This is a genomic window from Rhodococcus sp. USK10 (assembly GCF_019378875.1).
In the GTDB taxonomy this organism is placed as follows: Bacteria; Actinomycetota; Actinomycetes; order Mycobacteriales; family Mycobacteriaceae; genus Rhodococcus_F; species Rhodococcus_F pseudokoreensis.
Map to the genome: position 1 here is coordinate 459,885 of NZ_CP076048.1, position 20,656 is coordinate 480,540.

Here is a 20,656-nt window from a genome sequence, read left to right on the forward strand (position 1 = left end):
GTGTAGTCAGTTCCCCAGCCATCACGACCTCCTGCGTTCCGCACTCTCAGTCTTGCGGCTCGTGTCACGGGTCTATAGAGCCCAAGGTCATCTCGCGTCCGTCTCGTGGAGACTTCGGGTCAGCCCCGAAACCGTCAGGAGCGGACCGGTTCGGGTGCGCGGAAGCTCCCCGCTCGTCATATCTGGCGGGATTTTCTCCGCCGCCTCGGCCACGGGATACGAACACCAGCGATCAGGCGTTCGTCCCGCGTCACTCGGGAGGTTCGGACGGGCAGTCTTCGGCCGGCGAGTGGGTCAATCTGAATGCATCGGTTGTTGCTTCGCCGACGGCATCGGTCGTCAATACACGAGGTCCACAAGGTAATGGCCGAGAGCGCAACCGGCCCGATCAGACAGGCGCCGAGTCTGGTTGCGAACGCCCACGTTCCCGCCACCACCGCCAGGACGAGCTTGGTGACGAGATTCGTACCGACCGCCACGGCTGCGGCGATGGTCGCGGTATCGACAGATATTGTGCCACCGGCTGCGACCGCAGCCGGTGGCGACGAGGAATGGGCATCAGCCAGGCTGCCGACAGTCGATGCTGCGATGACACCACCACTTCCGAGCCGAACACCACTGCCAGTTGCGCGGACACTGCCGAGTTGACGACCCGGGTGATGCCGATAGCGAGAACGATGGTGGATACGTTGACGACCAGGGCCGCGGGTGAGGCGTCCTTGGTATGGGTCTGGCGGGCTGCGCGTGCCATGACCGCGGTGGTCGCGGCGCCGGAGACGAATCCACCGCCGATGCCGACGATGAGCAGCCCCCACCGCGGCCCGAGGATCCGGGTGGCAACGTAGCCCGCCCATCCGATCAAGCTCAGCGCCAGTACCAGTCGACCGATAGTCGCGGGGTTCAATGCGCCGTAGGGCCCGACATCACGGTCCGGGAGCACGGGCAGGACCAGGAAGGCGATCGCCAACAGTACGCAGAAGTCGATGATGTCGCGTTCGTCGATCATGTGCTCGGCGAATTCGTGTATCGGGGACTTGACCGCGAGGAGAACCAGCACGATGACGCCGAGCGCGACCGCGAGCGACGGATAGCGCAAGGCGAGCACACCCAGCAGGAAGGCGACCAGTGCGGCGAACGAGGTGGTGGTTCCCATGTCCGGTCGGTCCGGCGCATGCGCTCGGACCCAGTACCGGCACACGATGAGTGCCGCCACCGCAACAAATGCGGCGGGCACGACCACGTCACCGAGGTGGGCCGCCACCGCACCGGCGAGGGTGATCAGAGGGAACGTTCGGGCGCCGGGTAACTCGGGAGCGACCGCGTCCGCGCCATCTGCTGCAGAACGTGCCGCGTGTTCGCGCTCGATCCCCAGCCCGAGTCCGATCAGCAGGGCGGCTACGTACCCGTATACGTGGAACTGTGCGAGATCCATGATGGGCGGGCCGCGTGACGGTCAGCGCTTTGGACGGGTTCCGGGGTGACCGGAGCCCTCTCCCTACCGGTGCCCGGGTCCACGGGCTCAGGGGCTCAGGGGCTCAGGGGCACCGATCGACCAGCATCGTGGGCTGATCCGGGCCGTGCCGAGGACGCACTCGTAGGCCATAGGGTCAGACTGTCAGTGCGATCCTCTCGCCAGTAGGGTCTTCGGACCCGACCCTCGCCGAGGGGCAGGCCCCTCAGCCCCCGGGTGGGCTCTTGGTGCACGGCGGCGGAAGGCGGGACCTTCGGCTCTATGAGCCCTTCGTAGCGGCGAAGACGATTGGTGCACGGGACGAACGCCTACTCACGCGAGGAGACCATCATCATGACCGCCCACCAGCCGATCGTCGTCGGAGTTGACGGGCAGTCGGCGCTGGCCGCCGTGACCTGGGCCGCACGGGAGGCCGTCTATCACGACGCCCCGTTGGTTCTGGTCACCGTTACCTCGATGCCCGGGGACTCGGGTGTCCCGACCGGCATACCCGCCGGGTTCTTCGACGACCAAGGACTCGCCGCGAGGAAGCGACTGGAAAAGGCTGAGGAATTCGCTCGGGCGGCCGCCCACGGCCACGACATCGATATCGAGATCGAGATCGCGCGCGGCACAGGCTCACCGACTCGCGAATTGCTCGAGCGGTCGGAGACGGCACGCATGGTGGTGGTCGGCAGCAACCGGTACGGGCCGGTGGAGCGGGCACTGCTCGGTTCGGTCAGTACCGCAGTCGTCACCCACGCCCGGTGTCCCGTTGCCGTGGTCCGCGAGCTCCCCCATACCGAGGTGACCGAGATAGTCGGACCGGTCGTTGTCGGAGTGGACGGCACCGCGAACAGCGAACCCGCGATCTCCGTAGCGTTCGAGGAGGCTGCGCAACGGCAAGTCGGACTGGTGGCAGTGCACGCCTGGTCCGATATCGACCTCGATCTCGCGGGCTGGCGCGGTAGCGGATTCGAATGGGAGAAGCAGCACACCCGCGAAATGGCACTGCTGGCCGAAAGCCTGTCCGGTCGCGCCGAGGAGTACCCGGACGTCAAGGTCCAGGCGGTGGTGGTGATCGACCGTCCTGTCCACAATTTGCGCGCACAAGCCGAACGCGCACAACTTCTGGTTGTGGGCAGCCGAGGTCGTGGTGGATTCGCGAGCATGTTGCTGGGATCGACCAGTCGGGCCCTGCTGCATACCGTCACCTGCCCGCTGATCGTCGCCCGCTGAGCCGACCCGCGCTTGGGCACGCTCACGCACCGATGACCGGGGGCGTCCCTATCGTCGAGTGTTGCAGCCGCGGTGCGGTGGACTTACGCGGTGTGCGGTGCGGTCTCGTCGCGGCGACCGCGTGCGAAGTAGGCGATAGGGCCGATGAAGTTGACTGCGATAATTGCAGCCCACGTCCTTTTGCTGCCGTTGATCTGCCGCGGATCGCGGCGTGCGAGATCGGTCCACGCGGCGACCGCGAGTGCCACCTGCACCGTCGCTGACATGGCGACGGCGGTGCGCTGCCGGTGCGTCAGATCGGACCACTTGTAGCGTCGTCTGTTGCGCATTATTTGTCTCCTTCTCTCACGACGAGATCTGCGGGTGTTTGCGGAGAGGACAGGGGCGGATTGTCGGCCCACTGCTGTTCGGGGGAGATGCGTCAGTCCTCCGATCGCGGGCGCACGATCAGCAGCGGGCAGGTGGTGATATGCAGTAGCGCCTCGCTGGTCGAACCGAGCGTCATGCCGGCGAATCCGCCGCGGCCGTGGCTTCCGACCACGATCAGCTGAGCTTGTTCCGCCTCGGCCAGCAGGTGTCGCACCGGACGGTCTCTGACCACGACGACCCGCACGACGACGTCGGGATACCGCTCCGTGCGTCCCGCGAGGCATTCGGCCAGCAGGACCCGCTCTGACTGTTCGGCGGCCTCCCACTGGTGCGGATCGATGTGGATCTGTGACAGGTTCTGATCGGACCAGGCGTGCAGCGCAACCAGTTCAGCACCGCGCAGTGCACATTCTTCGAAGGCGACGTCGATGGCGGCGGAGCTGGCGGCGGAGCCGTCGGCTCCGACGACGACCGGTCCCGAGCCGTCCTCGACCCGAGACCACCCCTCGATCACGGCGACCGGGCAGCGTGCGTGGCGGGCGACGATCGAACTGACGGAACCGAGCAACCCGCCCGTGAATTCGCCGAGGCCGCGCCGACCGACGACGATCATCCCCGCAGAGTCCGAGCAATCGACGAGCGCCGCAGGCGCGTACTGCGCATGTACCTCGGTGCGGATGTCGACTTCGCCCTCGCGGTTCTGGGTTTGTGCGATCCCGACCGCGGCCGCCAGGTCTCGTTCGGCGCGGGCGCGCAGTTCGGTTCCGATGCACGGAACCGCGGCTTCGGCGCCGCGATAGCTGATGCACGACAGGAGCAGAAGTGGAGCGTGGCGAATTTCGGCCTCGCGCGTCGCCCATCGCACGGCGTCCGACGACGACGGGGATCCGTCGACGCCCACGACTATTGGTGCGTTCGTCATGGTGCTCTCCTCGACTCCGTTGGGACGGATGATGTCTCGGCGTGAGGCGGTGCCGGAGTCGTGTCCGGATGGCAGATCGTGACGGGGCAGGGAGCGCGGTGCAGCATGTCTTGACTGGTCGATCCGAGCAGCGCTCGTCCCAGTGCCCCTCGGCCGTGGCTTCCGACGACCAGGAGCTGCGCCTGACGACACCGCGCGAGCAGGACATCCGCCGGGGTGCCGCGTTCGGTGACCTGTTCGATCGTCAGGTCGGGGTACTCGGTCCGGCAACCGGCGACGCTTTCCGCCAGTAGTACCTTCTCTGTCGCGTCGACCGGATACTCGTGGCAGTGCGTACCCCTTTGGGGTGCTGTGCCGGTCCAGATGTGGACAGCTACGACGGGCGCCTCGAAGGAGGCCGCGAACGAACACGCCCACCGCACGGCCGCGATGCTGATCTCGCTTCCGTCGACGCCGACGATCACCGGCCGGCGGTCGGGCAGGACAGGACCCGAGGCCAACCGCCACACGGTGACCGGGCAGGCGGCGTGGTGCGCCAGCCGTAGGGCCGTGGCGTTCAGGAATCCCTCGACGGGCCCGGCACACGCCGACCCGATCACCACCATCGAGGCCGATGGTGCCACATCCAGCAGGACATCGGCGGGAGTCGGCCCCGTCCTGGTTGTGCATTCGATCGCGACGGCGGGTTGTTCGCCGCGGATGATCTCGGCGGCATGCGAGAGCGCGGCGTCGCCGACCGCACGGACCGCCTCGATGTCCGGGACCGGTGCCGGCACCCCGTAGGAGACAGGTGCCGGTGGTAGGACGTGAACCAGTCGGAGCGGCAGATTCCCGTGCGCGGCGACAGCGGCGGCCCAGCGTGCCGCCGCCTCTGCCACGGCCGAGCCGTCGATCCCGGCGACGATCTGCCGGCCGCCCGTGGCGTGCCCGGTCACCCGTTACCTCACTACGTCCCGCCGGCTGAAGCCCACCACCGCAACGGCGATCAGCACCGATATCGTGGCCAGGGAGACCACTGCCGCGGTGATGGAGAAGCCGTGCCGAAGGGGGTCGTGACCGGCGTACTGATAGAACGGGGAATACCGTTGCCAGGGGGCGAGCCAGGACACCACGGGGCCGAGACCGTTCAGCACGTACGCGAGTACCGCGGCCACTGCCGGGACCGAACGACTCAGCGCCGGGCGTCCGGTGACCGCCCCCAGTGCCAGAGCGAGGGCGCCGAACACCAACGCGAGCAAGGCCAGGTGGGTCATCGCCGCGAACACTTTTGCTGTCGGCAGGTTCATGTCCGCCAACATCCCTTCGGCGAGGAGAGCGATTCCCGTCGCGGCGGCGAGCAGCACCGTGCCGAGGACGAGAGCGCCGACCTTCTCGAGCAGGATGCGCCGGCGAGTCAAGGGGGTGGCGAGCAGCAGGGCGAGGGTTCCGCGGTCCTCCTCACCGGCCACCGCGCCGGCACCGCTACCGGTGGTATAGACGAGGAACAGCAACGGCGCCATGAAGGAGAGCAATTCGATCTGGATGTAACCGACCGGGGTCGACATGTCGGCCCCCGACATTGCGAACAGCGCCCGGAATGCTTCGGGCATCTGATCGAGGAACTGGTTCATCGACGGCTGATCGCGCACGCTGGGCCAGATGGCCACGTACATCGCGACGAGCAAGACCAGACCCAAAGCCCACCCGGGCAGCGCGCGGCGTTGGTCGTACAAGGTCTTGGTGAGCACGCTACGCAGCATCGCCCGCCCCGATTCCGTAGAACGCCATGAAGGTTTCCTCGAGGTCGGCTTCGGCGCACGCGAAGTCGACGACGGTGTATCGGGCGGCGGCCCGGATCAATGAGTCCAGTGCGGACTGCGGGGCGCTGCACGTGAGGCTGCGGTCGTCGATCGCGAGATCCCGGATTCCGTCGATCCTGCGGAAGTCGGATTCCTGCACCGGGTCGGCGAATTCGGCGGTCACATGGTGGAGTGACTTCTGGCGGAGTTCATGCAGGCTCTCGACCGCGATGAGTGTGCCTTCCCGCAGCACCCCCACCCGGTCGGCAACCTGCTGGACTTCGCTCAGCACGTGCGATGACAGCAGGACAGTGCCGCCGGATGTAGTGTGCTCCCGCAGAATTGCGTGGAATTCTCGTTGCACTAGGGGGTCGAGTCCTCCGGTGGGTTCGTCGAGGATCAACAGTTCGGGTCCGGACATCAGCGCGAGAACCAACGCCAGTTTTTGCCGGTTTCCCTTCGACAGGGTTCGCGCCGTCTTGTCCAGGTCCAGATCCAGCCGGTCGGCGATCATCACGGCCGCCTTGTCGTCGGTGTTGCCGCGCAGGTGCCCGATGTAGGTGACGTGCTGATGGCCGGTCAGCCGGTCGTAGAGGGACAGTTCGCCGGGAACGTAGCCGACGCCGCGGTGGACGTCTGCTGCGGATGACCAGGCGTCCAGTCCCAGGACCTCGGCGGTGCCGGAGGACGGCCGGAGCAATCCCATCAGCAGGCGCAGGGTGGTCGACTTGCCGGATCCGTTGGGGCCGAGGTAGCCGAAGACCTCTCCGGGGTGGACTCTGAGGTTGACGCCGTCGAGGGCGAGGACGGAACCGTACGATTTCGTGAGCCCTTCGGTGCGGACGGCGAGCGGAGTGGCCATGTGCCCAGGCTCGCAGGGTGGGGACGCTGCCAGTAGGGTCTTCGGTCCCCGAATGACGGTCGCTGGGTGGGTCCTGCAGACGGTGTGCCCTGCCTGGCGGTGACAATCGGCCCTAACCTAGGGACCCCGTGCGATGGACACTGGTGTCATGCACCAGATCTCCGGCACGGGTCGTGACGTTGGGTGGATTGAAGTGGAGACGATCGTGGACACCACAATTCCCGATGTGAACGTGGTTCGAATCGCGGTGGACCTTGCGTGTCGTGCACCCTCGGTGCACAACAGCCAGCCGTGGCAGTGGACCTATTCGGACGGTCGCCTGGACTTGCACACCGACCGCGGCCGGCTCCTGGCGTCGACCGATCCGAAGGGTCGGCAACTGGTGGTCAGCTGTGGCGCTGCACTGCATCACCTGGAGACTGCGCTGACCGCGCTGCGATGGACGACAGACATCGAGCGCCTTCCCGACGGGCTGCATTCCGGGCATCTGGCGACGATCAGATTCCACCATGACGCGCACCCCCGCTCGCACGACTTCGATCTCCTCTCCGCGATCCGCCACCGATATTCCGATCGGCGTCCGTTCGGTCCGTTGAGTGTGAAGGCGCCGCTTCCGCGCACTTTGCCGGATATGGTCCGCGCCCGTGGGGCCCATCTGACCGTCCTGCCGCCCGAGGCGCGCGCGACCCTGGCCGAAGCCACCCAGATCACGGCCGCAGCACGCCGCTACGACACCGCATACCACACCGAATTGCACTGGTGGGCAGGTCATTCCATTCCATCCGGGGGGATTCCCCCGAATGCCCTGGCAACGGCGGAGAACCTCTCCCGGGTGGACATCGGGCGCGGTTTTCCCGCGGGTCTCGACAATGATTCCGCCGAGGAGATCGACCGGTCCACGGTCCTGGTGGTGAGCACCGATGCAGATAGGCGGCCGGACTGGCTCCGCGCCGGTGAGGCGTTGTCGGCGGTGCTTTTGGAGGCGACGGTGGAGGGCCTCGCGACGTGTCCGCTGACGCATATGACCGAACTTCGGCAGAGCCGTGAGTTGATCCGTGTACTGCTCCCTGATCGCGGATTTCCTCAGGCCCTGATCCGGCTGGGTGTGACGGACAAGAAACTCACTCCGCGGCAGACACCGCGGCGCCCCACGGACTCGGTTCTTTCGGTCGTGTCGCATCCGCGGTAATCGGCGACAGCATTCCCGCCGAGATCTCGTCGTCCATTCGCCTGCTGCCGTAACCTGGGGGAAGTGGCGGCACCAACCTGCAGAGTGGAGGTTGCCGAATGATCAGCGTCTTTCTCGTCGACGATCATGAAGTCGTCCGCCGTGGGATCGCGGAACTTCTCACCGAGGACCCGGAACTTACCGTTGTGGGAGAGGCAGCGTCGTACTCTCAGGCGCTGGCCCGGATACCCGCGCTCCAACCCGATGTCGCCGTGCTCGACGTCCGTCTTCCGGATGGAAACGGCATCGAGTTGTGTCGCGAACTGATGTCGAAGTTGCCCGGTATCCGCTGCCTGATGCTCACCTCGTACACCGATGATCAGGCGATGCTCGATGCCATCCTCGCCGGCGCCAGTGGGTACGTCGTCAAGGACATCCGCGGCATGGAGCTCACCGAAGCGGTCCACGACGTGGGCGCAGGCAAGTCGCTGCTCGACAGTCGCGCGGCGGCAGCGTTGATGGCGAAATTGCGGTCGGACGCGAGCACCGAGCACGGCGCCATCTCTCGCCTGACCAGCCAAGAACGAACCCTCCTGGCCCTGCTGGGTGAGGGCTTGACGAACCGGCAGATCGCGGAGCGGATGTTCCTGGCGGAGAAGACGGTCAAGAATTACGTGTCCCGGCTGCTGACGAAGCTGGGGGTGGAGCGACGGACCCAGGCCGCCGTCATCGCCACGAAGTTGACCCCGCCCCCGCCTTGACCGCGCCCGGGGTGTGCCCCGCTTTCCCGCCCTGACAGACGGTGGCCGTGGAACAATGCCAAGGGTGATTCCACCTGAGGATGAGCGGGATCCCCGATCTCTCCTCGGACCCCTGTCCGAGTTGCGGCTGCGGGAGTTGCTCACCGAAGTCCAAGAGCGCATCGAACAGATCATCGAGGCCCGGGACCACGTCGATGGTCTCCTCGAGGCCATGCTCGCAGTGACGTCGGGGCTGGATCTCGACGACACGCTCCGCACGATCGTGCACGCGGCGATCAACTTGGTCGACGCGCGCTACGGGGCGCTGGGGGTGCTCGGACCGGGTGAGGACCTGGCCGAGTTCGTGTTCGAAGGTATCGATGACGAGACCCGCGCGGAGATCGGCGATCTGCCGAAGGGGCGAGGGGTACTCGGATTCCTCATCATCAATCCGAAGCCGATCCGCCTCAAGGACATGTCGCACCACCCCGCATCGGTGGGGTTTCCGCCGCATCATCCGCCGATGCGAACGTTCCTCGGGGTTCCGGTCCAGATCCGCGACGAGGTGTTCGGCAATCTCTACCTCACGGAGAAGGCAAACGGACTGCCGTTCACCGAAGATGATGAAGCGATCTTGCGGGCGCTGGCGGCAGCCGCGGGGATAGCCATCGAGAACGCCCGGTTGTACGAGCAGTCACGCATCCGGCAGGCCTGGCTGGAAGCGACCCGAGAGATCGCCACCGAACTGCTAGCGGGCAGCGAAACGGTCGACGTGCTGCAGGTCATCGCCGACGACGCACTGGAGCTCACCCGAGCCGACAGCACCTTCCTCGCGGTGCCGGACGACCCACAGACCCCGTCGGACGACGTGACGGAACTGGTTGTCACGGTGTCGGCCGGCAACGTACCGGACCGCGTCATCGGCGGCGCGATCCCGCTCGAGGGATCCTCGTCGGGAGAAGCGTTCCGCAGCCGGATGCCGCTGCGCGTGGACCGGCTGGCGTTCGACCCCGGGTTCGACGCGACCACGCCGTTCGGCCCCGCCCTGGTTCTCCCGCTTCGTGCCGCCCAATCGGTGACCGGTGTCCTCGTGGCCCTGCGCACCCAGGGCGCGGTGCCGTTCACCGAGGAACAGTTGGTCCTGATGTCGGGTTTCGCGGACCAGGCGGCTGTGGCCCTGCAATTGGCGAACACCCAACGTCGGATGCGGGAGCTGAATGTGTTGTCCGACCGGGACCGGATCGCCCGCGACCTGCACGATCATGTGATCCAGCGGCTGTTCGCCGTCGGCCTGTCGCTGCAGAGCACCGTGCAACGGGCCAAGTCACCGGAGATCAAGAGCAGGCTCGGGCACACCGTGGACGAACTCCACGACATCGTGCGCGATATCCGGACCGCGATCTTCGATCTGCACGGCGGCGCGGGTGAGACCACTCAGCTGCGGCAGCGGTTGCACGAGGTGATCGCCGAGATCACCTCGGACTCCGGATTGCAGACCACCGTGCACATGTCAGGCCCACTGTCGGTCATCGACTCACTGCTCGCCGAAAATGCGGAAGCGGTTCTGCGCGAGGCACTGAGCAACGTCGTGCGGCACGCCGCCGCCGACACGGTCACGGTCAAGGTGTCCGTGTACGACGATTTGGTGATCGAGGTGGCAGACAACGGCGTGGGCATTCCGGACGACGCCGTCATCCGGGGACTCGACAATCTCGCCGCCAGGGCACGCCAGGCCAACGGGCGGTTCAGCATCGACACGACCGCCGGCGGCGGCACCACGATTCACTGGTCCGCGCCGCTGCCCTGACGTCGTTCGACCAGTGCCGGGAAGGTGATGACCTTCTCCCCTACGGCGCCGACCTGGGCGACGGTGACGATGGTAGGGACGGGATCATCCAGCGAATTCGAGGAGACCATCATGACCGCCCAGCATCCGATCGTCGTCGGGGTAGACGGGTCACAGTCGTCCCTGCAGGCTGTGTCGTGGGCTGCGCAGGAGGCTGCGTTGCGCAGCGCCCCATTGACATTGGTCACCACCATGTTCGTGCCCGGTACCTACGGTGTGCCGATCGGGGTTCCCGCCAGCCTCTTCGAAGAAGAGGAGCTCGACGGCAAGCGGCGACTCGCGCAGGCGGAAGAGGTGGCCGCCCAGGCCGCGGCGGGGCATACCCTCGACGTCGATACCGCGTTCTGCACCGGGGTGCCCTCGGGTGAGCTGATCGAGCGGTCGAAGTCCGCGCGGATGGTCGTGGTCGGCGCGCACCGGCACGGGTTCTTCGACCGTGCGGTCCTGGGGTCGGTCAGTGCCGCGGTCGTGGCCCACGCCCACGCACCGGTCGCCGTCGTGCGCGGGCTCCCGCACACCGAGGTCAACGCCATTTCCGGTCCGGTCGTCGTCGGGGTCGACGGCTCCGCGCACAGCGAGTCCGCGATCACGTTGGCGTTCGAGGAGGCGGCGCTGCGCGGCGTCGATATGGTGGCGGTGCACGCCTGGTCGGATATCGATCTGTATGCGCCGTTCCCCAGCGATGTCGACTGGGCGCAGGTCGAGACCCGCGAGCGGGCACTGCTGTCCGAGAGTATGGCCGGACGCGCCGAGGAATTTCCGGATGTGACGGTGCGACCGGTGGTGGTCATGGATCAGCCCGCGCGGAATCTGCGGGAGCAGTCCGAGCATGCACAGCTGATCGTGGTCGGGAGCCGCGGGCGGGGCGGGTTCACGAGCATGCTGTTGGGTTCGACCAGTCGAGCGCTGGCGCATTCGGTGACCTGCCCACTGCTGGTTGTCCGGTAAGTCCTGCGAGTTCGGAGAGCACCGCCTCTACCACCGACTCGACCGCACCTGCGGCCGCGGGTGAGAGCCCGCGGCCGTAGCCGACGTCGAGCACCTCGACGACGTAGAGCACCCACCGGCAAGGTAGTCGGTCGAGCACGCTCCCCAATTCGAGTGCCGTGACCAGTCCGAGGCCGTGTGTGCTGACGGCCGGGGTCGGTAGCGCGGCAACGGTATTCGAGTCGAATCGATGAACGGTCCCGGGTCGCGGTGGTGCGGACACGACGGCATCGACCAAGACGGCCAGATCCGCTCCGGCCCAGGCATCCAGCATGCGGGTGGGGTCACCGTCCGAGGCCGAGACCCGAACGTCCGCGGCCACGCGGGCAGCGACTTCCCGTGCGACGGCGGGTCCGAGGCCGTCGTCGCGGCGGCAGTCGTTGCCCAGGCCGAGCACCACGGTGATCATCGGCGGTCGATGGTGAGGGTGAGGAAGTGGGTGGAACAGGAGATACACGGATCGTAGTTGCGGATGATCCGCTCGCACACCGCCGTCAGGTCGTCGTCCGCGAGCGTCAGATGGGAGTTGACGACGGTGCGGAGGTCGTGTTCGATGGCCGCCTGATTCTGTGAGGTAGGTGGAATGATGGTGGCCGCCGTGAGGAGGCCGTCGGTATCGAGTTCGTAGCGGTGATACAGCAGCCCTCGGGGCGCTTCGCTGACGCCGTGTCCGACGGCGTATTTCGGTGCGGCGGAGGCGAAAGATGGTACGGGCTGCTGGTAGCGGTCGATGATCCGCAGGGCCTCCTCGACCGCGTATACGACTTCGACGGCGCGCACGACGATGCTGCGATACGGATTGCGGCATTGCGCGCCGAGTCCCGCTGCGGTGGCACTCGATGCGGCTTGCCCCGTCAACTGGGACGAGTTGAGGGAGTACCGGGCGAGCGGGCCCGTGAGGTAACGCCGACCGTCGAGTTCGGCGTGCAGAGCGGTGGAGTGCGGCACCTGGTGTTCGACGACGTGCCGGGGGAATTCGTCGGCCGGGCAACGCAGGCCGGTGGACGAGACGATGTCGCCGTCTTCGATGGCGTATCGGGATTCGTGCCGGAGCGCCAGGAGATCGTGGTCGAGTTCGAGGTCGGGGTAGGTGAACGACGACACCCAGTCGACTGTGGCCACCGCGTACTCGAGCGCAGTGCGGAGTTGTTCGGCGAGCGGAGCCAGTTCGGCGCGGGTCGGTGCGCGATGGAAGCCGCCGACGCGGACGTTGACCGGGTGGATGGGACGGCCGCCGACGGTATCGAGGATGGCGTTGCCCGCCTTCTTCAGGGCGAGTCCCCGCTCGAGTGCGGCGCGATCGGTGCGGGAGAGCGCGATCGAGTCCGGCAGACCCAGGAAGTCGGGGGCGTGCAGGAAGTAGATGTGCAGCACGTGGCTCGCGATCCACTCCCCGCAGTAGAGCAGGCGCCGCAGATCGAGAACGGCGTCGTCGATCGTGAGCGCACAGGCCTGTTCGAGCGCATTGCAGGCGCTCACCTGATAGGCGACCGGGCAGATGCCGCAGATCCTGGAGGTGATGTCCGGTGGTTCCACATAGTGCCGCCCACGCAGGAACGACTCGAAGAACCGGGGTGGCTCGTAGATGGCGAGGGCCACCCGGTCCGCGTAGCCGTCGCGGATGGTGACATCGAGTCGGCCTTCCCCTTCGACCCGGGCGAGGGCGCGGACGATCAGCTCCCTACGGGCGGATGTCATTGCGGATTTTCTCCGCTGCCGGGGCCGTACGCCGCGACGTTGAAGGTCGCGAAGACGCGGGCGATGGCGGAATCGGTCATTCCGCAGGTGCGCAGCCAGCCCGTCATCGACGTGAGATTCGGGTCGGTCGTCGGTCCGAAACATCCATAGCACCCCCGCGAGACCGCCGGACACAGTGCACCGCAGCCGGAGTGGGTCACCGGACCCAGACAGGGGGTGCCGTCGGCGACCATCACGCAGGTCAGGCCACGGCGTTTGCATTCGGTGCACACGCTGGTGTTCGGAATGTTCGGCCGCCGCCCCGCCAGGTACGCCGTGATCACTTCCAGGAGCTGGCGCCGGTCGATCGGGCAGCCGCGCAGTTCGAAGTCGACCGGAACGTGCGCCGAGATCGGGGTCGAGGTCGCGAGGGTGTCGATGTAGTCGGGGCTGGCGTAGACGACCGCCAGGAACTCATCGATGTCGGCGAAGTTGCGCAACGCCTGAATTCCGCCGGCGGTGGCGCAGGCCCCGATCGTGACGAGGACCCGCGACTGCTCGCGGATCGTGCGGATGCGGTCCCGGTCGGCGGCCGTGGTGATCGAGCCCTCGACGAGGGACACGTCGTACGGTCCACCCGTGACGGTGTCGGACAGCTCGAGGAAGTGCGCGATCGACACCGCCTCGGACAGTGCCAGTAATTCGTCTTCGCAGTCGAGGAGGGTGAGCTGGCAGCCGTCGCACGAGGCGAACTTCCAGACAGCGAGTGTCGGAGTGGTCTTCGGGGGTGCACTCATCACAGCTCCGGTGTTCGTAGGAGGGGTTCGGCGACGGTGTAGTCGACGACCGGGCCGTCCCTGCACAGCAGAAGCTCACCGAGCTGGCAGTGACCGCAGACTCCGGTACCGCACTGCATGTTCCGTTCGAGGGACACCTGGATGTCGCCGGGGCGCACACCCCGATCGGTCAGGGCGCGGGCGCAGAACCGCATCATCGGTTCGGGGCCGCACAGCAACGCGGTGGTCCGGGCCGGGTCGACCGGCACCCGGTGTAAGGCTTCGGTGACGAATCCGACCGCACCCGTCCAGCCGGAGACCGGTTGGTCGATCGTCAGCTCGACGGCAAGGTCGTCGCGGGATTGCCAGGCGGAGAGCTCGGATCGAAAGAGGATGTTCGACGGGGTCCGCGCGCCGACGACGAGGGTGATCCGCCGGAATCGGTCGCGGGCGGCGAGGGCGGCGAGGATCACCGGACGAAGCGGTGCCAGTCCCACCCCGCCCGCGACGATGACGAGGTCCCCGCCGGACTCGGTGCGCAGGTCCCACCCGCGTCCGAAGGGACCGCGGACACCGAGCACGGTGCCGACGGGGGCGTCGTGGAGGGCCCGGCTCATGGCACCCACGTTCCGGATCGTGTGGACCAAGGTGTCGCCGTCGCGCGACGGGTCGCCGCTGATCGAGATGGCCACCTCCCCGACGCCGTGTGCGTACAGCATCATGAACTGGCCTGGCGTGAAATGATTTTCGGGTAGGCCACCGATCGGATGCAGCGTCAGGGTGACGGTGTCGTGCGTTTCGACCGTGCGGGAGCCGACGCGGTACCCGAGCGGAAGCATGCAGTCCTGTGACACGGTGTCACTCCTGGCGGCGGCCGGCGTAGAGGTCGAGCAGCCGCGCCCGGGTGGAGTGGAGGCGGGCGATGAGCACCCCCGACAGGGCCCGGGTCACCGCGTAGGTGAAGGCCGGATCGTCGGCGGCGCTCGCCTGCAGGGCGATCACATCCAGTTCGGTGGCGTCGGTCGCGGTCACAGCGTGCGCGGTGAATTGCCAGCGTGGATTCGTGCCCAGCCAGGACCAGCCCAGGATGTCCCCGCCGTGCAGGGTCTCGAGGCTGACGGTGCCGTGCCCGGGCACCACTGTCGTCAGGACCACACTGCCGGTCTGCAACAGCCAGCAGCGGGTCGCCGGGTCGTTCTCCCGGAAGACGAGGGCGCCGGCAGCGAATCGGGTCGCCGTCATGAATTCCGCGAGCCGGACACGCTGTTTCTCGGCGAGCGCTGCGAGCGCGGCCGGAAGGACCGGTTCGGCGGCGTTCACTGGTTCTCCTGCCCCCACGCCGGCAGGAGTTGCGCCAGCCGTGCCGCCTCCTCGGTGATGTCGATGCCGACCGGACACCAGTCGATGCACCGTCCGCATCCCACGCAGCCGGAGCTGCCGAACTGGTCGAACCAGGTGCCGAGTTTGTGGGACATCCACTGTCGGTAGCGGCTCTGCGCCGAGGTACGCACATCGCCGCCGTGCAGGTGGCTGAAGTCGAGTTCGAAGCAGGAAGACCAGTGCTGCCACCGCTCGGCGTGCTCGCCGGTCAGGTCGGTCATGTCCTCGGTGGTGGTGCAGAAGCAGGTGGGGCACACCATGGTGCAGTTTCCGCAGGTGAGGCACCGGTCGGCGACGTCCTCCCAGACGTCGGCGTCCCGCGCCCGCTGCAGCAGTTCACGCAGGTCCGTCTCCGGCATGCGCCGGCCCATGCGCTCGGTGGCGGCGGCGACCGCGGTGCGTGCGGCGTCGACGTCGCGGGGTTCGGCAGCGCGGCTTTCGACGTCGTCGAGGATCGTGGCGCCGGATTCGGTGCCGACATCGACCAGGAAACGGTGGCCGCGGTCGTCGAGCGTTTCGGTGAGCGCCAGATCGAACCCGGGACCGGCGGCGGGGCCGGTCCCCATGGAGGCGCAGAAGCACACCCCGCCGGGCTCGGTGCACTGCGCTGCGACGACGAACAGGTTCCGGAACCGGCGTGCGGTGGGAGTGTCTGCATCCGGGTCCGGACACAGGACTCGACGCAGGACCGCGATCGCCGCCAAGTCGCAACCGTGCACTCCGAGGAACGCATACGGTGTTTCGTCGACGACGGGGGCCTCCCATGAGCCGTCGCGTTCGGTGGCCCACAGTTGCCGCCGCGGCGGGTGCAGGAATTGTTTCCACGACTGCGGACCCGATGAGTGCGCGAACACTGCGTCGTCGTCGCGGCGGTGCAGCCGGTATTTTCCGGGGCCGGTTTCCACGCCCCACCCCGCCGGCAGATCGGTGCCCGAAGCCAGTTCTCCCAGAACGATGGCGCTGTCACGAACGGTCGGGCCGACCACCCGATATCCGTGGCCACGCAGCACCTCGATCAGAAGGTCGAGTCCCGTGCGGTCGAGGATTCGTTCACCCGAGTGCGGGACACGTGTGCTGTCCATACGTTGACTCCTCTGCCGGCGGAACTGCCGTTGTCCCCTCCTCTCTTCCCATTGAGCCAGCGCACGCCCGGCGGTGATAAGGGCCGTTCGGCCTTTCCTGCGGCATATTCGGAGCCGGGCACGGCCGCGCTCACGTTCGTGGCATGTTGCCGGTGTGATCGTCTGATCGGGCGAGGGTGAAGTAGTTTTCCTCTTCCTGGACGAAGTGCAGTCGCAGCAAGGCATACAGACCGTACAAGCAGGCGAGGAGGTCCTCGAGTTGGTCGGGGTCCAACTCGCCACGCGTGTCGATCTGGTGTCGATGGATGTGTAGGCGGCGACCGAGTCGATCGATCTCGGCGTGCATCCGGCTCATCGTGGCAGTGGCCTCTCCGCTGCCGAGCGGTCCGGCCAGGGCGGGGTAGAGTTCGTTCTCCTCGGCGTGCTCGTGCGGCAGTAGTGTGCCGGTGAGGAAGTCGTCGACGCGGCGCAGCGACACCTCGGCCCGGCGATGGTCGCCGGTGGCGACGAGTTGGGCGGTGTCGCGAAACATGGTCAGCTTGTCGCGCATCACGTCGTGTTCGGCGGAGAAGCGGTGCAGCATGTCCTCGGTTCGGGCGGGCACGACGGTATTGTGGGCGCGGTCCCCGCGCAGTGCCCGGAGTGCGTTGAGGATGACGGCGACGTCGATCGCTTCCTGCAGCAGCGCGCCCAGCGCCGGGGTCAGCCAGCCGAGCGCGGCAGATCCCATGGCCACCAGCGACAGTCCCATGCCGACCGCAGCGCTTTCGACGGCAATGTGGCGCGACCGGCGTGCAATTTCCATCGCATCGGCGAGGCGGTCGAGTCGATCGGTGGTCAAGACGATGTCCGCGGCCTCCGAACTCGCCGTCGACCCGCGAGCGCCCATGGCAACTCCCACCGTCGCGGCGGCGAGCGCCGGGGCGTCGTTGACGCCGTCGCCCACCATGACGGTCACGGCCGACTGTCTTTCGCGGCGAACTCCCGCCACCTTGTCCGAGGGGGTCTGCTCGGCGTAGACACGATCGAGACCGAGAACCGTCCCGATCTCCTCGGCGGGCTCACGCCGGTCCCCGGTGAGCATCACCAGCCGGGTCAGGCCGGCGGACCGCAGTCGTCGCAGTGTTCGAGGCGCGTCTCGGCGCAGTGGGTCGACCAGCAGGATGGCACCGGTGAGCTGGCCGTCGACGGTGACCCATGCGACGACAGCGCCGTCGAGAGCGCTGCGGGTGAGCACGGTGCGCGCCCACTGCGGTGCCTGCGGCGGCAGCGTCAGTGCGCCGACCGTCACCCGGTGCCCGTCGACGGTGGCCGTCACGCCCGCGCCGGCTTCCTCGACAACGTCGGTGGGATACGACAGCGCCAGTCGCCGCACCTTCGCTTCCTGCACCAGGGCGGCGGCGAGGACGTGGGGTGAGACCTGGTCGGCGGACGCCGCCAGGCGCAGCACCTCGACGCTGTCGTGTCCGGGGGCCACGACGATGTCGGTACTCGAGGGTCGGCCGCTGGTGAGGGTGCCGGTCTTGTCCATCACGAGGGTGGTCGCGTGGCCGAGGTTCTCGAGGGCGCCGCCGCTGCGAATCACCACACCCACCCGGGAGGCACGCGAAAGTCCGGACACGATCGCGACCGGTGCGGCGAGGAGCAGCGGGCACGGGGTCGCGACGACGAGGACGGCGACCGCTCTGGTCGCCGAGCCGCTGAGCGCCCACGCCGCGGCGGCGAGGAGGAGGGCGAGCGGGAGGAACCAGGCCGCGATCCGATCGGCGAGTCGGACTACCGGGGCGGACTCCGCGGCGGCTTCTCGTGCGAGCCGCACGACACCGGCGTAGGTGCTGTCCTCGGCACTCGCGTGTGCCTCCATCTCGAAGACGGCGCCGGCGTTGACGACACCCGAGCGCACGGCCTCCCCTATGCCGCGCTGAACGTGCATGGGCTCCCCCGTCAGCGCTGCCTCGTCGAGAACGGCGAGTCCGCTGGTGACCCAGCCGTCGGCGGGGACGGTTTCGCCGGACCCGACGACGAGGACGTCTCCCGCACAGATCTCGTCGATCGCCACGACCTCGATGCCGTCCCCGACACGGCGCCGCGAGGACCGTGGGGCTCGGTCGAGCAGGGTGCGCAAATCCTTGGCTGCTCGCCTCGTCGCCGCAGCGTCGAGGGTCTGACCGGTTGCCAACATGACGGCGATCAAGGCACCGGCGAGATACTCGTCCACCAGCAGTGTGCCGAGCAACGACAGTACCGCGATCAGATCGACGCCGATGCGGCCCCGGCGCATCGCTGCGACCACCCACCACACCGACGGCACGATCGCGAGGACGGTGCCGGCGATCCAACAGCGGTCCGCGACACCGGGTGCCCCACTCAGCCAGGCGAGCCCGCCGACGACCAACGCGGTGAGGGTCAGCCCCAGCAAGGCGGGTTCGACTGCACGGCGCCAGCGTTCCCACCGGCTGGGCTCGGGGGTCGGCACGTCGACCACGGCGATGCTCCTCTCCGACGCGACGACGAAGGTCACCGCGCCCAGTGACCGGGTGCCCTACCTCGGCGCTCGCAGCCCGCGGTTCGCTGAACACAGCGATCGAACGCACGGGACGAGGGAGCGGACAGTGAATGAGCAGCAATGGTCGGTGGATCTCCATCTCGTCGAGCACACCGCGGACGGTTCCGAGATGTCGGTGTCCGCGCGGGCACGGCTGGTGGGGCTCGACGGTGTGACGCTCGAGGGCGCTGGCCGGGCACGGCTGTTCGCCCGCCACTCCACCGCGGTGACCATCAGCAGGGAAGTCGCGGTCGCCCGCGCGTTGGCGGACCTGTCACACCGACTGCTCCGATCGGCGGCCGACGAGGAGGCGGTCGCCAGTCGCGCGAACCGCGGGGGAGAGGAAATCGGGTCACCGGCGCAACCCGATATCGGGTAGCCCGTCATCTCCCCGCCATCCGTGTGGCCAGGTATTCGGTCACGTCCCGCAGCGTGACGAGTTGGCGGTAGTCGGCCTCGGGGATGTCGACCCCGAATTTCGTGTGCAACCGCACGAGGAAGTTCAGCCAGTCCATCGAGTCGAGGTCGACCTGTTCACGAAGCGGTGAGTCGGCGGTCAGGTCCTCCTGCGCGACCTCGGGTGCGATGTCCTGTAGTGCCGTGACCACGGCGGTACTGATCTCGGTGGGGTCCACGGTCAGCTCCTCACAAGTCTTGCGGATGTTGTAGTAGTTCTCGGATTTCGGTGAGGAACCGGGCTCCGCGGTGCCCGTCGGAGACACGATGGTCGGCGGCCAGCGTGGTGGTGACGATCGGGAGTACGTCCAGCTTGCCGTCGACAGCCCAGGCCCGGTCGGCAGGCATACCGAAGCCGACCAGCGCGACCTGCGGTGGGTAGATCACTCCGAAGACCGATCCCACGCCCCGCTCGCCGAGATTGGTCACTGTCAGTGTCGGATCTGACATCTCTGAACTGCGCATCGATCCGGCGCGGGCGCGGGCCACCAGGTCGGTGAGTTCACTCATCAGCTGTCCGAGTGGTTTGTCTGCAGTGTCGTGAATGGCCGGCGCGACGAGACCGCCCTGTCGTAGGGAAATCGCCACCCCGACATGCACGCGGGTCTGGGGATGGAACGCGTCGTCCTGCCAGAATCCGTTCATCTCCGGAATGCGTTGGGCTGCCAGGGCGACGGCCTTGAGTTGGAGGGCGGCCATCAGAATCCGCGCCGTGACCGGGCGGCCGGTGTTCTCGTGTTGCAGCCAACGTGCCGCGGCCTGCAGGGGGATGTCGTCGGCCAGGTAGTAGTGCGGGATCTCCCGCTTGGATCGGCTCATCAACGCGGCGATCGCCCGCCGCATCTCGCGGGCCTTGTCCACTGTCACCTCGGGCGCCGGGGCGGCAGGCTTGCCGGCTTCGGCGGCGCGGAGGACGTCGTCGAGAGTGACCGACGACAGCGGTCCGGTGCCGGTGAGTGTGGTCGGGTCGATGCCACGTTTGTCGGCTTCACGCCGCGCCACGGGAGAAATGCGCGGTCGCCGGTGCGGTTCCGGCTCCGTCGACTCGATCGTGGCCGGCTCGGGCGCTCGCTCCGGTGCGACGGGCCCGTGCGCCGTTGCGGGCTCGTGCGCCGGCTCCATGGTCGGCTCAGGCTCACCGGGTTCGCGCAGCGTTGCCAGGGGCGTTCCCACGGACACCGTGGTCCCGGGTTCGACCAGCAGCCGATGAATCGTCCCGGCACGCCAAATTTCGACGTCCACAGCCGCTTTCACCGTGTCGACGGTCGCGACGGCTTGGCCGCGCGCCACGTCGTCGCCGGCTTTGACGAGCCAGTCGGTGAGGGTGCCCTCGTCCATGTCGGCACCGAGAGCAGGTAATGCGAAGTCGAACATTTCGT

General features: G+C 67.6%; 22 protein-coding genes. 6 read left to right on the forward strand and 16 right to left on the reverse strand.

Annotated features, from left to right (window positions below; genetic code table 11):
• Positions 1–388: 388 nt before the first annotated feature.
• Positions 389–1,432 (reverse strand): DUF4010 domain-containing protein, encoded by a 1,044-nt coding sequence (locus I1A62_RS09025; RefSeq protein WP_257890750.1) that lies wholly within the window; start codon positions 1,430–1,432, stop codon positions 389–391.
• A gap of 372 nt (positions 1,433–1,804) precedes the next feature.
• On the opposite strand from I1A62_RS09025, the gene I1A62_RS09030 reads away from it, so the two are divergent.
• Positions 1,805–2,689, forward strand: a complete 885-nt coding sequence (locus I1A62_RS09030) for a universal stress protein (RefSeq protein ID WP_124395345.1) — start codon at positions 1,805–1,807, stop codon at positions 2,687–2,689.
• An 83-nt stretch (positions 2,690–2,772) separates the two neighbouring features.
• On the opposite strand, the gene I1A62_RS09035 is transcribed toward I1A62_RS09030, so the two are convergent.
• From I1A62_RS09035 to I1A62_RS09055, 5 genes are all read right to left on the reverse strand, one after another.
• Positions 2,773–3,018, reverse strand: a complete 246-nt coding sequence (locus I1A62_RS09035) for a PLD nuclease N-terminal domain-containing protein (protein WP_124395346.1) — start codon at positions 3,016–3,018, stop codon at positions 2,773–2,775.
• 92 nt (positions 3,019–3,110) lie between these two features.
• Entirely contained in the window at positions 3,111–3,980 is an 870-nt protein-coding gene (locus I1A62_RS09040; protein ID WP_124395347.1) for a universal stress protein, read from the reverse strand.
• Positions 3,977–4,915: a universal stress protein gene (locus I1A62_RS09045; protein ID WP_219458543.1), complete on the reverse strand. Its 939-nt coding sequence runs from the start codon at positions 4,913–4,915 to the stop codon at positions 3,977–3,979. Before I1A62_RS09045 ends, I1A62_RS09040 begins: the two co-directional genes overlap by 4 nt.
• A 3-nt stretch (positions 4,916–4,918) precedes the next feature.
• On the reverse strand, positions 4,919–5,707 hold the full coding sequence (locus tag I1A62_RS09050) for an ABC transporter permease (RefSeq protein ID WP_257890751.1): 789 nt from the start codon (positions 5,705–5,707) through the stop codon (positions 4,919–4,921).
• A gap of 1 nt (position 5,708) precedes the next feature.
• Positions 5,709–6,620, reverse strand: a complete 912-nt coding sequence (locus tag I1A62_RS09055) for an ABC transporter ATP-binding protein (protein ID WP_124395350.1) — start codon at positions 6,618–6,620, stop codon at positions 5,709–5,711.
• A 148-nt stretch (positions 6,621–6,768) separates the two neighbouring features.
• Here I1A62_RS09055 and I1A62_RS09060 point away from each other — a divergent pair, with 148 nt between their 5' ends.
• The 3 genes from I1A62_RS09060 to I1A62_RS09070 all read left to right on the forward strand — a co-directional run bounded on the left by I1A62_RS09060 (position 6,769) and on the right by I1A62_RS09070 (position 10,335).
• A complete protein-coding gene (locus I1A62_RS09060) occupies positions 6,769–7,809 on the forward strand; it encodes a nitroreductase family protein (protein ID WP_124395351.1) in 1,041 nt (346 codons plus the stop codon).
• 98 nt (positions 7,810–7,907) lie between these two features.
• Positions 7,908–8,549, forward strand: coding sequence for a response regulator transcription factor (locus I1A62_RS09065; protein WP_124395352.1), 642 nt, complete (start codon positions 7,908–7,910; stop codon positions 8,547–8,549).
• A 55-nt stretch (positions 8,550–8,604) separates the two neighbouring features.
• Complete coding sequence (locus I1A62_RS09070; RefSeq protein ID WP_219458545.1) at positions 8,605–10,335, forward strand: GAF domain-containing protein; 1,731 nt, start codon at positions 8,605–8,607, stop codon at positions 10,333–10,335.
• On the opposite strand, the gene I1A62_RS09075 is transcribed toward I1A62_RS09070, so the two are convergent.
• Positions 10,311–10,448, reverse strand: coding sequence for a hypothetical protein (locus I1A62_RS09075; protein ID WP_192582080.1), 138 nt, complete (start codon positions 10,446–10,448; stop codon positions 10,311–10,313). The genes I1A62_RS09070 and I1A62_RS09075 overlap by 25 nt on opposite strands.
• Here I1A62_RS09075 and I1A62_RS09080 point away from each other — a divergent pair.
• Positions 10,447–11,322 carry a universal stress protein gene (locus I1A62_RS09080; protein ID WP_219458546.1) on the forward strand — a complete coding sequence of 292 codons (876 nt, stop codon included), beginning with the start codon at positions 10,447–10,449 and terminating at the stop codon, positions 11,320–11,322. The two genes, I1A62_RS09075 and I1A62_RS09080, sit on opposite strands and share 2 nt — an antisense overlap.
• Here I1A62_RS09080 and I1A62_RS09085 read toward each other — a convergent pair.
• From I1A62_RS09085 to I1A62_RS09115, 7 genes are all read right to left on the reverse strand, one after another.
• Positions 11,246–11,770, reverse strand: coding sequence for a hydrogenase maturation protease (locus I1A62_RS09085; RefSeq protein WP_124395354.1), 525 nt, complete (start codon positions 11,768–11,770; stop codon positions 11,246–11,248). The two genes, I1A62_RS09080 and I1A62_RS09085, sit on opposite strands and share 77 nt — an antisense overlap.
• Positions 11,767–13,059, reverse strand: coding sequence for a Ni/Fe hydrogenase subunit alpha (locus I1A62_RS09090; RefSeq protein WP_219458547.1), 1,293 nt, complete (start codon positions 13,057–13,059; stop codon positions 11,767–11,769). Before I1A62_RS09090 ends, I1A62_RS09085 begins: the two co-directional genes overlap by 4 nt.
• The gene (locus I1A62_RS09095) at positions 13,056–13,835 is read right to left on the reverse strand and encodes an oxidoreductase (RefSeq protein ID WP_124395356.1); all 780 of its coding nucleotides are present in this window, start codon (positions 13,833–13,835) and stop codon (positions 13,056–13,058) included. The genes I1A62_RS09090 and I1A62_RS09095 overlap by 4 nt, the downstream gene beginning before the upstream one ends.
• Entirely contained in the window at positions 13,835–14,653 is an 819-nt protein-coding gene (locus I1A62_RS09100; protein ID WP_219461129.1) for an FAD/NAD(P)-binding protein, read from the reverse strand. Before I1A62_RS09100 ends, I1A62_RS09095 begins: the two co-directional genes overlap by 1 nt.
• 19 nt (positions 14,654–14,672) lie before the next feature.
• Complete coding sequence (locus I1A62_RS09105) at positions 14,673–15,134, reverse strand: cyclic nucleotide-binding domain-containing protein (protein WP_225858430.1); 462 nt, start codon at positions 15,132–15,134, stop codon at positions 14,673–14,675.
• On the reverse strand, positions 15,131–16,276 hold the full coding sequence (locus tag I1A62_RS09110; RefSeq protein ID WP_124395358.1) for a 4Fe-4S dicluster domain-containing protein: 1,146 nt from the start codon (positions 16,274–16,276) through the stop codon (positions 15,131–15,133). Before I1A62_RS09110 ends, I1A62_RS09105 begins: the two co-directional genes overlap by 4 nt.
• A gap of 130 nt (positions 16,277–16,406) precedes the next feature.
• Positions 16,407–18,752, reverse strand: coding sequence for a heavy metal translocating P-type ATPase (locus I1A62_RS09115; protein ID WP_219461131.1), 2,346 nt, complete (start codon positions 18,750–18,752; stop codon positions 16,407–16,409).
• Positions 18,753–18,888: 136 nt separating this feature from the next.
• On the opposite strand from I1A62_RS09115, the gene I1A62_RS09120 reads away from it, so the two are divergent.
• The gene (locus I1A62_RS09120) at positions 18,889–19,200 is read left to right on the forward strand and encodes a dsRBD fold-containing protein (RefSeq protein ID WP_219458548.1); all 312 of its coding nucleotides are present in this window, start codon (positions 18,889–18,891) and stop codon (positions 19,198–19,200) included.
• Between the two features lie 4 nt (positions 19,201–19,204).
• Here I1A62_RS09120 and I1A62_RS09125 read toward each other — a convergent pair whose 3' ends face one another.
• Both I1A62_RS09125 and I1A62_RS09130 read right to left on the reverse strand, forming a co-directional pair.
• A complete protein-coding gene (locus I1A62_RS09125; protein WP_124395360.1) occupies positions 19,205–19,456 on the reverse strand; it encodes an acyl carrier protein in 252 nt (83 codons plus the stop codon).
• A gap of 10 nt (positions 19,457–19,466) precedes the next feature.
• Positions 19,467–20,651: a dihydrolipoamide acetyltransferase family protein gene (locus I1A62_RS09130; RefSeq protein ID WP_219458549.1), complete on the reverse strand. Its 1,185-nt coding sequence runs from the start codon at positions 20,649–20,651 to the stop codon at positions 19,467–19,469.
• Positions 20,652–20,656: the final 5 nt, after the last annotated feature.